Annotated in this window: 13 protein-coding genes; 6 read left to right on the forward strand and 7 right to left on the reverse strand. The window is 74.1% G+C overall.

All coding sequences use genetic code 11. From position 1 onward, the window contains the following. A partial coding sequence (locus AXW62_RS35815) for an acyl-CoA dehydrogenase family protein (protein WP_289306038.1) occupies nucleotides 1–455 on the forward strand: 455 nt, incomplete at its 5' end. 57 nt (nucleotides 456–512) lie between these two features. After that, nucleotides 513–1517: a LacI family DNA-binding transcriptional regulator gene (locus AXW62_RS35820; protein ID WP_060948087.1), complete on the forward strand. Its 1005-nt coding sequence runs from the start codon at nucleotides 513–515 to the stop codon at nucleotides 1515–1517. Between the two features lie 438 nt (nucleotides 1518–1955). On the opposite strand, the gene AXW62_RS35825 is transcribed toward AXW62_RS35820, so the two are convergent. Beyond that, nucleotides 1956–2699, reverse strand: coding sequence for a PaaX family transcriptional regulator C-terminal domain-containing protein (locus AXW62_RS35825; protein WP_060948088.1), 744 nt, complete (start codon nucleotides 2697–2699; stop codon nucleotides 1956–1958). Nucleotides 2700–2810: 111 nt separating this feature from the next. Between AXW62_RS35825 and AXW62_RS35830 the strand changes: the two genes are divergently transcribed. The 3 genes from AXW62_RS35830 to AXW62_RS35840 all read left to right on the forward strand — a co-directional run bounded on the left by AXW62_RS35830 (nucleotide 2811) and on the right by AXW62_RS35840 (nucleotide 6200). Next, the gene (locus AXW62_RS35830) at nucleotides 2811–4457 is read left to right on the forward strand and encodes an acyl-CoA dehydrogenase family protein (protein ID WP_060948089.1); all 1647 of its coding nucleotides are present in this window, start codon (nucleotides 2811–2813) and stop codon (nucleotides 4455–4457) included. Nucleotides 4458–5243: 786 nt separating this feature from the next. Then, a complete protein-coding gene (locus AXW62_RS44245) occupies nucleotides 5244–5396 on the forward strand; it encodes a hypothetical protein (protein WP_159061033.1) in 153 nt (50 codons plus the stop codon). Nucleotides 5397–5429: 33 nt separating this feature from the next. Further along, nucleotides 5430–6200, forward strand: coding sequence for a bestrophin-like domain (locus AXW62_RS35840; protein WP_060948090.1), 771 nt, complete (start codon nucleotides 5430–5432; stop codon nucleotides 6198–6200). A gap of 198 nt (nucleotides 6201–6398) precedes the next feature. On the opposite strand, the gene AXW62_RS35845 is transcribed toward AXW62_RS35840, so the two are convergent. Next, on the reverse strand, nucleotides 6399–7250 hold the full coding sequence (locus tag AXW62_RS35845) for a metallophosphoesterase family protein (protein ID WP_030825422.1): 852 nt from the start codon (nucleotides 7248–7250) through the stop codon (nucleotides 6399–6401). 106 nt (nucleotides 7251–7356) lie between these two features. Here AXW62_RS35845 and AXW62_RS35850 point away from each other — a divergent pair, with 106 nt between their 5' ends. Continuing rightward, the gene (locus tag AXW62_RS35850; RefSeq protein ID WP_060948091.1) at nucleotides 7357–7818 is read left to right on the forward strand and encodes a universal stress protein; all 462 of its coding nucleotides are present in this window, start codon (nucleotides 7357–7359) and stop codon (nucleotides 7816–7818) included. 257 nt (nucleotides 7819–8075) lie between these two features. Here AXW62_RS35850 and AXW62_RS35855 read toward each other — a convergent pair whose 3' ends face one another. The 5 genes from AXW62_RS35855 to AXW62_RS35875 all read right to left on the reverse strand — a co-directional run bounded on the left by AXW62_RS35855 (nucleotide 8076) and on the right by AXW62_RS35875 (nucleotide 14224). Beyond that, a complete protein-coding gene (locus AXW62_RS35855) occupies nucleotides 8076–8294 on the reverse strand; it encodes a dodecin (protein ID WP_060948092.1) in 219 nt (72 codons plus the stop codon). 299 nt (nucleotides 8295–8593) lie between these two features. Continuing rightward, entirely contained in the window at nucleotides 8594–9598 is a 1005-nt protein-coding gene (locus AXW62_RS35860; protein ID WP_370682960.1) for a phosphatidylinositol-specific phospholipase C domain-containing protein, read from the reverse strand. Nucleotides 9599–9847: 249 nt separating this feature from the next. Continuing rightward, on the reverse strand, nucleotides 9848–10936 hold the full coding sequence (locus AXW62_RS35865) for an NAD-dependent epimerase/dehydratase family protein (RefSeq protein WP_060948094.1): 1089 nt from the start codon (nucleotides 10934–10936) through the stop codon (nucleotides 9848–9850). 39 nt (nucleotides 10937–10975) lie between these two features. After that, complete coding sequence (locus AXW62_RS35870; protein ID WP_060948095.1) at nucleotides 10976–12814, reverse strand: transketolase; 1839 nt, start codon at nucleotides 12812–12814, stop codon at nucleotides 10976–10978. A gap of 90 nt (nucleotides 12815–12904) precedes the next feature. Then, a complete protein-coding gene (locus tag AXW62_RS35875; protein ID WP_060948096.1) occupies nucleotides 12905–14224 on the reverse strand; it encodes an NAD(P)/FAD-dependent oxidoreductase in 1320 nt (439 codons plus the stop codon). Between the last annotated feature and the right edge of the window lie 354 nt (nucleotides 14225–14578).

The raw sequence follows: 14578 nt of genomic DNA on the forward strand, positions 1-14578 counted from the left end.
GCCCGGCCGTGGCCGCGGCCGCCGCGCACGCCGCGGACTGGGCCGCCTTCGCCACGGCCGCGCTGGCCCTCGGCACCGGGCTCACCCTGGTGGAGCGCACCGCGGCGTACGCCGGGCAGCGCACCCAGTTCGGCCGCCCGATCGGCTCGTTCCAGGCGGTGAAGCACCGGCTGGCGGACGCGCTCATCGGGCTGGAATTCGCCCGGCCGCTGCTGTACGGGGCGGCGGTGGCGCTCGCGTCCAAGCCCGCGGCCGACGCCCGCAAGGAGGTCGCCGCCGCGAAGGTGGCCGCCGGCGAGGCCGCGTACACGGCGGCGCGCACCGCCCTCCAACTGCACGGCGCGCTCGGCTACACCGACGAGTACGACCTGTCGCTGTGGATCCGCAAGGCCCGCGCCCTGCGCTCGGCCTGGGGCTCCCCGTCGATCTGCCGTGCCCGCGTCCTCGCGCCCTGACCGGTCTTGATCCATGCTGGAGCGACCACCAGTGAGCGAACAGCGAGGTATGCGCGGATGCACCGGCCCCGGCCCACCCTGGAGAACGTGGCACGGCGCGCGGGCGTCTCACGCGCCACGGTCTCCCGCGTCGTCAACGGCTCCCCCAAGGTCGGCGAGGACAGCCGCGAGGCGGTGCTGAAGGCCATCCAGGAGCTGGGCTACGTCCCCAACCAGGCGGCCCGCAGCCTGGTCACCCAGCGCACCGACTCCTTCGCGCTGGTGCTCCCCGAGGAGCCGGGCCGGGTCTTCTCCGACGACCGGTTCTTCCCGGGCGTGGTGCGCGGGGTGAGCCAGGAGCTGGAGTCCGCCGACAAGCAGCTGGTGCTGATGATGGCCCGCTCCCCCGCCAGCCGCGACCGCATCGAGCGCTTCGCCCTGGCCCGCCATGTCGACGGGGTCATGGTCGCCTCCATGCACGGCGCCGATCCGCTGCCGTCCGCGCTGTCCCGGATGGGCGTCCCGGTGGTCTGCAACGAGCGGGCGCTGGGCCCGGCGTCGCCGCCGTACGTGGGGGTGGACAACGCGGCGGGCGCGGCGCTGGCCGTGGCGCACCTCATCCGCTCCGGACGCACCCGGATCGCCACGGTCGCGGGCCCGCAGGACATGGTGGCCGGGATCGACCGGCTCTCGGGCTACCGGGCGGCGCTGGCCGGGGCACGGCTGGAGGCGTGCGTGGCGGTCGGGGCGTTCACCCAGGAGTCCGGGGCGGTCGCGATGCGGGACCTGCTGGACCGGGAGCCGCGGCTGGACGGCGTGTTCGTGGCCTCCGACCTGATGGCGATCGGGGTGCTGCGGGCGCTGCGCCGGGCGGGCCGGCGGGTGCCGGACGACGTGGCGGTGGTCGGCTTCGACGACATCGAACCCGCCCGCTACACCGAGCCCGCGCTGACCACCGTGCGCCAGCCGATCGAGGGGATCGGCCGCCGGCTGGCCCGCCAACTCCTGCGGCTGACCGCCGGGGAGCCCATCGAACCGGCGCTGGTACTCCCCACCGAGCTGGTGGTGCGCGAGTCGGCGTAGCGACGGGGATAGCGGGGGCGGCGCGGCGGGGGCGCCCTCACGGCGCCCGCACGCCGGTGGGTGCCGGTGGCCGGTGGGGCAACGCCGCGGGGCACCCAGCCCCCGGCAACCCGCCTCGGCACCCCGGGGCAGCACCCAGTCCCCAGCAGCCCCTGGGCGCCGGGGGCCAACGCCCCGCGGCACCCCGAGCACCGTCCGGCACACCCCGGCCGCCCCGGCCACCCCAGCAACCCGCCCCGACGCCCTGGTAGCGGCACCCGGCCCCGGCGGCCCACCTCACCGCCCACCCCGTGACGCACGGCACCCCAGGCAGCACCCTCGGCTTACGGCTCACACCAACACCCCGGGGCCACACCCAGCAGGGGCACCGGATTCCAGGGGACGCGGCTCCCGGGGCGGTGCGCCCGGCGAGGGGCACCGCCCCGGGGGCGCCCCCGTTCAGCCGCCCCCGGCGTACCGCGGCAACAGCGCACGGAAGTCCCGTTCGAACGCGTCGTAGCGGCGTCGCAGCTCGGCGCCCGGCCAGTCCTTCGGCAGCAGCCGGGCGGGGAGTACCGGGTCGGTGAGAAGGTGCCGCAGGACGGCGGCGGCGACGGTGAACCGTTCGGCCGGCGCCTCCGCGCCGTCCAGCGCCGCGCCGAGCCGTCTGGCCCGACGGGCCCAGCCGTGCAGGTCCCACAGCCGCGCGGCGACCCCGGCCGGGTCGCCCTCCGGCGCGCCGGTGAACCAGGCGCACTGCTCGGCGACGACGTCCGGGCGCGGGCGGACGAGGTTGGCGGGGCGCATCCAGGTGCCCTCGCGCAGTTCGGCCAGGCGCAGGGCGGCCATGGTCTGGCGGAGGGCGGCGCGCTCGGCCGCCTCGCGCCGTTCGGAGGTGACGACCGCGATCTCCCAGCCGCCGTCCCAGCGCCGGGTGCGGGGGGCGCGGCTGTCGTCCTGCCGCGCCTGGCGGGCCAGCAGCCGGTCGGTGAGCCGGTAGGTACCGCCGCGCTGTTCCAGGTCACCGGCCGCGACCATACGGGTGAGGGCGACCCGGATGGTGCCCTCCGCGGTGCCGAAGAGCGCGCCGACGCGCACCAGCGCGCGGGCGGGCAGCTGGGGCGGGTGATGCCCCAGCAGGGTGCTCAGCACGATGGAGCGCGCGGTCAGCGGTCGCAGGGTGAGCGTTCCGGTGTCGTCCATGGTTACCCGAAAGCCTATCCATTACAGTTCCGGATCACGCATGATGGAAGTGTAAGGCCGAACCGGCCGGCCGGCCGCGGGAGACCGCCGCGAACCCAGGAGATGTCTGCCATGAGCGCTACCCACGAGGTCCTCAACCAGGTGCCGCCGCTGGTCGGCTTCAGCACCGCGGACGACCCCGCCCTGACGGAGGCCCTGCGCCGGGACGGCGGCGGCTGGGGCGAGCGCGAGGTGCGGGAGCTGGGCGCGCGGGCCGGCTCCGCCGAGGTCCAGGAGTGGGCGCGGCTGGCCGAGGAGCACCCCCCGGTGCTGCACACCCACGACCGATACGGCCATCGCGTCGACGAGGTCGAGTACCACCCCGCCTACCACCAGCTGATGGGGGCCGCCGTGGAGAGCGGCCAGCACGCGGCGGCCTGGAGCGAGAGCCGCCCCGGCGCCCATCTGGTGCGCGCGGCCAAGTTCTACGCCTTCGCGCAGGCCGAGCCCGGCCACGGCTGCCCCATCTCCATGACGTACGCCGCCATCCCGGCGCTGCGCGCCGAACCGGAGCTCGCCGCGGTGTACGAACCGCTGCTGGCCGCCCGCGCCTACGACTTCGGGCTGCGGCCGCCGCTGGGCAAGCGGGGCCTGATCGCGGGCATGTCGATGACGGAGAAGCAGGGCGGCTCGGACGTCCGCGCCAACACCACCCGGGCCGTACCGACCGGTGACGGCGGTTACCTCCTCACCGGCCACAAGTGGTTCACCTCCGCGCCGATGAGCGATGTCTTCCTGACGCTGGCCCGGACGGAGGAGGGGCTGACCTGCTTCCTGGTCCCCCGGGTGCTGCCGGACGGCAGCCGCAACCCGCTGCGGCTGATGCGGCTCAAGAACAAGCTGGGCAACCGCTCGAACGCCTCGGCCGAGATCGAGTACGAGTCCGCCCTGGCCTGGCGGGTCGGCGAACCGGGCCGCGGGGTGCGGACCATCGTGGAGATGGTCAACGTCACCCGTCTGGACTGCGTGATCGGCTCGGCGGCGGGCATGCGGGCCGGGCTGCGGCAGGCGCTGCACCACGCCGAGCACCGCCGGGCGTTCGGCGCCGAGCTGGTCGACCAGCCGCTGATGCGCAATGTGCTCGCCGATCTGGCGGTCGAGTCGGAGGCGGCCACCACGCTCGCGATGCGGCTCGCGGCCGCCCTGGACCACGCGGAGGCCGGGGACGAGGGCGAGGCGGCGCTGCGCCGGCTGGGGCTCGCGGTGAGCAAGTACTGGGTGTGCAAGCGCGGCTCGGCCCACGCCGCCGAGGCCCTGGAGTGCCTGGGCGGCAACGGCTACGTGGAGGAGTCCGGGATGCCGCGCCTGTACCGCGAGGCGCCCCTGCTCTCGATCTGGGAGGGCTCGGGGAACGTCGCGGCGCTCGATGTGCTGCGGGCGCTGAGCCGGGAGTCGGGCGCGCTGGAGGCGTTCCTGGCCGAGGTCGGCACCGCCGCCGGAGCCGACGCCCGGCTGGACGCGGCCGTGGACCGGCTGCGCGGGCTGCTGCCCCAACTCGCCGACCCCCAGCGGGCTCAGCTGCTGGCGCGCCGGCTGGCCGAGCAGATGACGCTGGTGCTGCAGGGCAGCCTGCTGGTGCGGTACAGCCACCCGGCCGTCGCCGACGCGTTCTGCGCCTCGCGGCTCGACGGGGACTGGGGGCATGCCTTCGGCACCCTGCCGCCGGGTACGGACACCGGTCCGATCCTGGAGCGGGCCCGCCCGAAGGACGCGCGGTGACGCGATGAGGTGAGGCCCGTGGGCCGGGGACCCGCTGAGCGATCCCGCCGGAAGGTCCCTGCAGCTCCCTCCCTGAAGCTCGATGCGCCAATCTCCGCGCGTATTCCCCTATTCGGGGGAATCACGATGTTCATACGGCTGGCGGGCGTCCGTTCGGCCGAACATCTTCTCGTGAACCGATGGCAGCGATTATGGCGTGCGGGGGTCCTGACCACTGCCCTGGTCCTCGCCTCGGCGGGGGCGACCGCCTCGGCCGACCCGGGTGGTGACGGCCCGGCGGCCAGGTCCACCGCGCCCCGCCCGACCTCCTCTCCCCGGGCCGGGGCGGGGCCCGGGGCCCCGGACGGCGAACCGCGCATCTCGGTGCGGATCAGGATCGGTCCGGGTCTGTGCATCTGCGTCGCCTCCTCGGTGGGCCGGATCCGGGTCATCGCCCGGTACGGCTGGTGTCCCACGCCGACGCCTACGACGACTCCCACACCGACGCCTACGCCGACCCCCACGCCGACACCGACTCCCACGCCGACGCCGCCCCGTCCTTCGCCCACCCCGACCCCGACGCCCACCCCCAGCCGGTCCGCCACGCCGACGCCCACGCCGACGCCGACGCCGACGCCCGCGCCGAGCCGGACGGCCGCCGCGAGCCCCACTCCCGCGCCCACCAGGACGGTGCGGGCCCCCTCGTCCGCGCTTCCGCTGCCGTCCCCGCCCCCGCCCCCGCGCACCAGACCTCCGGCATCGCCCCCCAAGCCGGTTCCCCCACCGACCAGGACCCGAGCCGTCGAGATGCACGCGTATCAGAAGCCCGCCCGCGAGCAACCCGACACCGGGACCTCCTTGGTCACCTTCACCCTGCTGCTCACCGCGCCCGCGATCCTCGCGGCCGCCGCTCTGCGCCCGCGTTCGCGCTCCGCGGCGCGCCGCGGGCGGCGCGGCTGACGGCGCACCGCCGAACCGCTTGGGAGGTTGTCCATGCCCGAATGGCTGCTCATGACCCTGGTGATGGCCGGGACCTGCGTGGTCGTGGTGATCGGGGCGTTCCTCAACGCACGTCGGCTCGGGGTCGGAACCGACCCGGACGAGACCCCCGATGTCCTCGACTACATGATCATGATGATCGGCGTGGTCTACGCGATCGTGCTGGGCCTGGCGATCGCCGGCGTCTGGGAGGCGCGCGGCGCCGCGCAGGACGGGGTCCGTACGGAGGCGCAGGCGCTCCACGAAGTGACCGAGCGGGTGAGTGTCTACCCCCGCCCGGTGCGCGATCGCGTCCGCGGTGACGTGGACGCGTATGTGCGCCATGTGGTGCACACGGAGTGGAAGGTGATGCTCGACAAGGGCGAGCTCACCGACCGCGGTGCCGAGCTGCTGACCACTCTGCGCCGCGATGTCAGCCTCGCGACCCCGCACAGCGCTCTGCAGGCGCAGGCGTACCAGCCGATGGTGGATCAGGTGGCCGCCGTGGACGAGGCGCGCGGTGCCCGGCAGCAGAGCGCCGGGCCCACGATGCCCCATCTGGTCTGGTTCGGACTGGTGCTCGGCGCGGCGCTGGTGATCGGGCTGGTCTTCACCCTGCAGATCCGCCGCTCCCCCCGGGAGCTGATGCTCGCGGTGATGTTCACCGCGCTCATCGTCTTCCTGCTCTTCCTGGTGTGGGACTTCGACGAGCCCTTCGGACGGTCGGTCGGCGACTCCACCACGGCCTTCACCGATCTGTTCCCCAGCGCCCGGGGAGGGTCTTGAGTCCGTTAGTCCGTTCCGGAAGCCAGGGGCGGCGGGCCGGGCCCCGACCGCGGCCGGCGCCGCCCTCCGGCCCGTCAGGACGCCCCCTGGCCCACCGGATGCCCGGCTCCCACGGACAGCGCGAGGCCCCGGCGCTCCGGTCCCACCGGACAGCGTGACGCCCCGACGCCCCGGCCCCGCCGGGCACCGTGAGGCCCGCTACGGCACCGGCACCGGCAGGATCCGGCGCAGCGGGTCCTCCGGCAGCCGGCCGTGGGCCTTCCACTCCCGGGGGTAGCCGACCGAGACCTCCTGGAACTTCACCCCGTCCTCCACCGTGGTGCGGGGGATGTGCAGATGGCCGTAGACAACGGTCTCGGCCCGGAACCGCACGTGCCAGTCGGCCGTCAGCTCGGTGCCGCACCACAGCGCGAAGTCGGGGTAGCGCAGCACCCGGGTGGGCAGCCGGGTCATCGGCCAGTGGTTGATGAGCACGGTCCGCAGCTCCGGGTCCACGGCGGCCAGCCGGGCCTCGGTCTCGGCGACCCGGGCCCGGCACCACGCGTCGCGGGTGGGGTAGGGGTCGGGGTGCAGGAAGTGCTCATCGGTGCAGACCACGCCCGCGTCATGGGCGTGGGCCAGCGCGGCCTCCTTGGTGGCCAGCCCGTCGAGGCGGAAGGTGTAGTCGTAGAGCAGGAACAGCGGGGCGATGACCAGCGGCCCGCCGATGCCCTCCCAGAGGGGGTAGGGGTCCTCGGGGGTGACGATGCCCTTCGCCCGGCACATCTCCACCAGTGCCTCGTAGCGCGCCACCCCGCGGACTTCCAAGGGGTCCTTGGGATGGGTCCACAGCTCGTGGTTGCCCGGGGACCAGATGACTTTGGCGAAGCGCTCGCTCAGCAGCCCGAGGACCTCCTCGATCTCGGAGAACACCTCGCCGACGTCCCCCGCGACGATCAGCCAGTCGTCGTCGGAGCCGGGCCGCAGCCGCTCCACGATCGCCCGGTTCTCCGGATAGGCCACATGCAGGTCGCTGATGGCGAGAAGTTCGCCCCCGTGGGTGCCGCCCATTGTCTCTCCTGTCGTACGTGGCGGTCATGACGCGGTCGCCGGTGGGCCGGCCCCGCGGTACGGCCCGGTTGATCACCGGCCCGTCCTTGGCGCTAGCCTCGCAGATGTGGTGGACAATCTCCCTCCGTCTTTTGAACGGGGAACCGACGGACCGAAGGTCATCGTGGCCGGACTGGACGGTTCCGAATCCTCCTGGCGCGCCGCGGCCTACGCCGCCGGACTGGCCAGACGGCAGAACGCGCTGCTCGTGGTGGTCTACGTCCAGCCGGTGCTCGCCGGCGGGGCGGCGCTGGGGGCGTCGGTGGCCGACACCACGGCTGAGGTCGCCGAGGAGCTGATGCGCGAGATGCGCGAGGCCGCCGAGCGGCGACGCGGGGTCTTGGAGGTGCGCTGGGAGTTCCACACCTTCCGCGGCGACCCGTACAACGGCCTGGTCCAGGCGGCCGACGAGCTGAAGGCCGACGCGGTGGTGGTGGGCGCGTCCGAGCAGGCCGGGCACCGCTTCGTCGGTTCGGTGGCGGTGCGGCTGGTCAAGGCGGGGCGCTGGCCGGTCACCGTGGTGCCGTAGGGGCGCCGCCGGCTCGCGGAGCCCGGGGCGCCGGGGCAGGGTGGGAGGGGCGAAGGCACCGCCGCGCGTGCCGGGGCGACTGCCGCGGCCCCCGCCCACCGGGTGACCGGGATCGTCGGCTCCCCCGCCGGGAGCGCCGAGGACGCGATCCGGGGCGCCATCGGCCGCGCCGCCGAGCCGCCGCGCCCTCCCGGCTGACCCATGTGAGCACGGGCGAACTGACCCACGTGAGCACGGGCGGCCGTTGCCGGAGCGGGTCAGGCCGTCTTGTCCTCCAGCCGGAATCCCACCTTCAGCCCCACCTGGTAATGCGCGATGCGGCCGCCCTCGAGATGCCCGCGGATCTCGGTGACCTCGAACCAGTCCAGTTCCCGGAGCGTCCGGGAGGCCCGGTCGATGCCACTTCTGATCGCGTCGTCGACACTTTCGGTGGATGAGCCGACGAGTTCGGTCACCCGGTATGTGTGGCAGGCCATACGCCTCTCCCCTCAACACCGACCCCCTCCACCGTGCACCCCGCCGCCTGACTCCGCGACTCTACAACGTCACTCGGGTACGCCGGACATGACAAAGCCCCGCCCGCAGCCGCTGGTGGACGCGGGTGGGCGGGATCAGCCGCGTGCCGTGCGGCCCGGACCGCCCGCGCCGGGCAGCGTGCGCGGCGCCGTCCGGCACGGGCGCGGCTTACCGCCCGTCCGCCGCTCGCTCTTCGTCTCGGCCGTCCCGCACCTCCACCCGGCGGCGGTCAACCGGGCGGGGACCCGGCGGCGGGTGTTCAGCCACGGGGGACGACGGTGGACAGCACGGACGGCAGCGGATACCAGTCGGCGGTCGCGAAGCTGGCGTGCCGGGCGGCGAGTTCGGACACCCTCGTCCGCGCCTGGGCCTCGGTCGGGCTGGTGCCGTCGATGGCGGGTGCCACCTGGTGCGCGTCCGTCATGATCAGCAGGTAGTGGCGGTCGTCGTACCAGGCGGTGTCGATACCGCCGGTGACGTACGCGGAGGCGTCCCCGTCGAAGAGCACGAACCACGGCCGGAGCGTGGCGTCGGTGTAGCGGGTGCGCGGGTCGCCGGTGGCGGCGCGGTGGACGGCGGGGAAGGCGGCGGCCTGACCCAGTTTCCCGGCGGCGGACAGGTCCCGCAGATGGGTGGCGTACTCCCGGTCGGTCCACAGGGTGTCCAGGGGGTTGTTCTCCTCGACCGTGCCCGGGATCAGCTCCACGACGAACTTCCCGGCGAGCGCGGAGCGGGACGGCCAGCCGCCCGCCCGCACCGCCTGGTCGAGGTCGGCGTGGCCGCCCACCACGTCCGCCGGACGCAGCAGCGCGTCGCCCAGAGTGGTGCCGAGCAGGGCGTCGAGATCGGCCGGGCCGCGTCCGCTCTTGCCGTAGAAGCCGTCCTTCATCTCGACCTTGAGGAGGATCGGCCGGTGTCCCGGATGGGCCTCGTGCCAGGCCCGCATGTCGGCGAGGCAGCCGGCCAGGGTCTGGTTGCGGGCCTTGGTGCGCAGCTCGGCCGGACCGGCGGCGTTCTCGCAGTTGTTGTCGTTGCCGAACGGATTGCTGTGCGAGACCCGCCAGCCGGCGCCGAACACGTTGGTCCACACGTCGAGTTCCAGGAGCGAGGCGCCGGAGTCCAGCGCGTCGGCGAAGTAGGGGTACTTGGCCTTCTCGTAGGCGTTGTGCACCCCGACCGACGTGGTGGCGGAGTAGGACGGATCGTCCGCGGCGGCGGGCCGGGCCTGCGCCGATGCCGTCAGACACAGTGCGGCGGCCGCCATGGCGACCGCCACCGTTCCCGTGCGCCGGGCATGACCGCGCGCCGGACTCCCCGCCTTGCCCATATGTCCCCACCCCTGTCGGCTTCCCGATCAACTGGGCAGCAGCGTACGGGAGTCGCTCAGGGGTGACGAGGGGCATGGGAGGACTAGGGGGCACGGGCCACGGAGGAACGGGCCCGGCGGCGGCTGCCGCCGCTGAGCCCGTTTCCTGTGCCGCGTCTCACCCGGCCCGCGGTGTCCGCCCGGCGGTCAGGGGCGCTCCCCCACCCCGGTCGAGGTGACCTCGCCCGGCCGTCCGCCGGGCAGCTTGGGGGCGAGCGGAGCGGTCTGTTCCATCCCGGTGCCGCGGCGCAGCCCGGTGAGGAACTCCCGGAGCGTCTCGACGGCGGTGTGCCGGGGCCGCCAGCCCAGCTCCCGCTGGGCGCGGGTGGTGTCCATCAGCGGGAGCCGCAGGGCGGCGTCGAACAGCTGGGGCGAGGGCGGCAGCAGATGCAGATGCCAGGCCGTGGCCATGGCGGAGCGGGCGGCGGCGCGCGGGATCCGCACCGTCCTGGCGTCGAGGAGACCGGCCAGGGTCGCGCCGTCGACCGGCGGTTCGGCCGCGAGGTTGAAGGCGCCGCGCACCTCCCGGCCGAGCGCCAGCCGGTACGCCTCGGCCACGTCGTCGGTGTGCAGGATCTGCAGCCGCAGTCCGGGCAGGTCGAAGACCGCGGGCAGGAAGGCGGAGCGGATCAGCCGCCGGGGCAGGAACGGCCCCATGAACAGCCGGCGCTGCTCGGCCGCCGACTCCTCCTTGAACAGGAAACCGGGCCGCATCCGCACCACCCGGATCTGCGGATGCTCCAGCTCGAAGGCGTCGAGCAGCCGCTCCACATACGCCTTCTCCCGGCAGTACGCGGCCTCCGGCCAGCCGTGGGTGGGCCAGGACTCGTCCACCGGGCGGCCGTCCTCGGGCCCGGGTGAGTAGGCGCCCACCGAGGAGGCGTACACCAGCACCGGCACCTCGGCCCGCGCCACCGCCTCGAAGACCCGGGCGCTGCCGAGGACGTTGGTGTCCCAGGTGACGGCGGGCCGGTGGCTGGGCTGGATGAGCCAGGCGAGGTGGATCACCGCGTCGGCGCCCTGCAGGTGCCGTACGAGATCGGCCTCCTCACCGGCGTCCCGCCCGATGTCCGCCCGTGCCCAGGTCGTCTTCGGCGGCGACCAGTTCGGCACCCTGCGGGCGACGCCCACGATCGACTCGATGTCCGGGGCCTCGCCGAGCGCGCGGACCACGCTCGTCCCGGCATTGCCGGTGGCCCCGATCACCACCACGCGTTTTCCCCGCTTGATGCCCATGTGTCCGCTCCTTCCGGTCCTTCCGGCCGTGTCGTGCCCTCAGCTGTCCCGGCCGGCCAGGTCCCGCGCGGCCGCGACGATCGCGTCCGCGTCGATCCCCGCGTCGTGCAGCTGCTCGGCGGGGGTCGCGGAGGCCGGCATGGTGCGCACCGCGAGCCGGACCATCCGGGGCACCGGACGGCCGTCGCCGAACGCCGCGAGCACCGCGTCGCCCAGCCCGCCCTCGGGGTGGTGGTCCTCCACGGTGATCAGCCGCCCCGTCACCTCGGCGGCGGTGCGCAGCGTCTCGACGTCCACCGGCTTGAGCGAGTACAGGTCGATGACGCGGGCGGGGATGCCCTCCTGGGCGAGCCGGTCGGCGGCCTCGATCGCCTCGTGCAGGGTGACCCCCGCGCCGATGAGGGTGACCCGGTCGTCCTCGGTGGCCCGGACGACCTTCGAACCGCCGATGGGGAAAGTCTCGGAGGGCGGGTAGATGACCGGCGTCGCACCACGGGTGGTGCGCAGATAACGGATGCCGGACCGCTCGGCCATGGCCGCGGTCAGCTGGGCGGCCTGGTTGGCGTCGCTCGGGTAGAGCACTGTGCTGCCGTGCACCGCCCGCAGGGCCGCCAGGTCCTCCAGGCCCATCTGCGAGGGCCCGTCCTCGCCGATGGCCACCCCGGCGTGGGAGCCGATGAGGTTGAGGCCGGCGTCGCTGATGGAGGCCATCCGGATGAAGTCGTAGGCGCGGGTGAAGAAGGCGGCGAAGGTGGAGACGTACGGGTTCCAGCCGCGGTTCTGCATGCCGACGGCGGCGGCCACCAGCTGCTGCTCGGCGATGAAGAACTCGAAGTACCGCTCGGGGTGCTCCTTGTGGAAGTACTCCAGCCGGGTGGAGTCGCCCACCTCGCCGTCGAGCGCCACCACATCGCCGCGGGCGGTGCCGACGGCGGCCACCGCCTCCCCGAAGGCGTCCCGGGTGGGGACCGAGTCGCCGGGGTTGTAGCGCGGCAGGACCAGCGGCCCCTCGGAAGAGGGCCGGGTGGGGGTCACCGAGGGCGGGCCGAGCACCGGCACGGCCAGGTTGCGCACCCCGCCGAGTTCGGCGATGGCCTCCTCCGCGTTCTTCAGCGGTTTGCCGTGCATGCCCTCGCGGTTCTCCACCGAGGCGACGCCGCGGCCCTTCATGGTGCGGGCGATGATGGCGGTGGGGCGGCCGACGGTGGACAGCGCCTCGGCGTACGCGCGGTCGATGGCCTCGATGTCATGGCCGTCGATTTCGACGGTGTGCCAGTCGAAGGCGCGGATGCGCCGCGCGTAGGCGTCCAGGTCCCATTCGTGGCGGGTGGGCCCGCGCTGGCCGAGCCGGTTCACGTCGATGATGGCGATGAGGTTGTCGAGCCGCTCGTACCCCGCGTGCTCGAACGCCTCCCACACCGACCCCTCGGCCAGCTCGCTGTCCCCGCACAGCACCCAGACGCGGTACGGCAGATGGTCCAGCCGCTTGCCGCTGAGCGCCGTGCCCACGCCGTAGGGCAGCCCCTGGCCGAGCGATCCGGTGGCCACATCCACCCACGGCAGCCGGGGGGTGGGGTGGCCCTCCAGCCTGCTGCCGCGCTTGCGGAAGGTGAGGAACTCCTCGTCGCGGAGCGCCCCGGCCGCCTTGTAGATCGAGTAGAGCAGCGGGGAGGCGTGCCCCTTGGAGAAGATCAGGTGGTCATTGCCCGGGTGCTCGGGCTGCTCGAAGTCATAGCGCAGATGGTTGCCCATCAGGACGGCCATCAGGTCCGCCGCCGACATCGACGACGTGGGATGGCCGGACCCGGCGGCCGCGGCGGCACGCACCGAGTCCACACGGAGCTGCTGCCCGAGCTCGCTGAGCTGCTGGTGTCGCATTGTTCTCCTTCCAGGTTTCGCCGGCGGTCAGCTGCCGCGTTGCCACCGGCGGTCGGCCGCCGCTTCTCACGCCGGCGCGGCGGGCCGCGGTCAGCCGCCGCCCACCCGCGCCGTCTGTGCGACCTCGGGCGACTCGGTGTCCAGCGGCACCGCCCAGGGCGGGATCAGCCCCAGCTGCACCGCCTGGCGTGGCAGCACCGCGTCGAGCAGCCAGTCTGCGGCGACCCGGACCCGGTTTCCCGGCATCGCCATCAGGTGGTAGCCGCGGGTGACCGCATTGGCGACCGGCCCCGACAGCGGTATGTGCAGCGGGTCCGCGGCGGCCTGCACCCCGCCGAGGTCGACGGTGAACCCGAGGTCGTGGTGTTTGTACGGCTTGGCGGTGCCGCGTCCGAGGGAGGCGAGGACGTTGTGGCCCGCGATCTTCCCCTGCCGCTGGGCGTGCTGCGCGGTCATCGGGGTGAACTGGCCCGGCCGGGTCAGGTCCGGCACCGCGGCGGCGTCCCCGCAGGCCACCACGTCCGGATAGCCGGGCACGGCCAGATACTGGTCGACCCGCAGCCGGCCGCGTTCGGTCGGCAGCCCGATCTGCTCCACCAGCGGGTCGGGGCGCACCCCGACGCACCAGATCAGCGACCGGGTGTCGATGAAATCGCCGTCGTCCAGCAGCACCCCGTCCGCCGTGGCCTCCTTGACCGTGGTGCGGGTGCGGACCTCCACACCGCGTTTGCGCAGCACCCGGTCGGCCGTCCGGGACAGCCTCTTGTCCAGCTCCGGCAGCACCCGGGGGGCGATGTCGAGCAGCATCCAGCGGGGGCGGGGCGCGCCGCGCAGGGTGGAGTTCTTCCGCGCGAGCGAGTCGGTGAAGAGCACCCCGTGGGCGGCCACCTCGGTGCCGGTGTATCCGGCGCCGACCACCACGAAGGTGCGGCGGGCGGTCCGCTCCCGCGGGTCCTTCGCGGTGCCGGACATCTCGATCTGCCGGGTGATGTGGTCGCGCAGGAAGAGGGCTTCCGGCATCCCGCGGAAGCCGCGGGCGTGCTCGGCCACACCGGGAATCGGAAGCAGCTTGTTGACGCTGCCCACGGAGAGGATCAGCCGGTCGTAGTCCATCTCGCCGGACCGGCCGTCGGGGTCCCGCCAGGAGATCCGGCGGGCGTCGAGGTCGACACCGTGCACCTCGCCCAGCACCAGCCGGACGTGCGGCAGGGTGCCGGTGAGGGAGACCGAGACGCGTCGGGGTTCCAGGACCCCGGCGGCCACTTCGGGCAGCAGCGGCACATACAGGAAATAGTCATTGGGGTTGATCAGGACGATGTCCGCCGCGCCGCGCAGGGTGCGGGAGAGGGTACGGGCGGCCTGATAACCCGCGAATCCGGCACCGACGATCACTATGCGTACTGGGCTCACACGAATCTCCCGGGCGTACGGGGGCCAGGGCGCTCCAAGTGCCCGTGAGAGCCAGGACCAAACGTCCCCCGGCCCCGGGACGGGCTCTGGGGCTGGGGCCGGGGCGGCTCTGGGGACGGGTCGGGGGCGGCTCTGGGGGCGGGGGCCCGGGGGCGGCTCCGGGACAGCGGCCCAGGACGTCCCTGGGGAACGGGGCCCGAGGCGACTCCGGGACAGGGGTTTGGGACGGGACTGGGGACGGGGGCCCGAGGGCAGCCCTGGGACAGGGCCGGGGTCCGGGGACGGGCTCTGGGGCTGGGGCCGGGGCGACTCCGGGACAGAGGCCCGAGGCGGCCCTAGGGAACGGGGGCCGGG

It is taken from the genome of Streptomyces hygroscopicus subsp. hygroscopicus (assembly GCF_001553455.1).
Taxonomy (GTDB): Bacteria; Actinomycetota; Actinomycetes; order Streptomycetales; family Streptomycetaceae; genus Streptomyces; species Streptomyces hygroscopicus.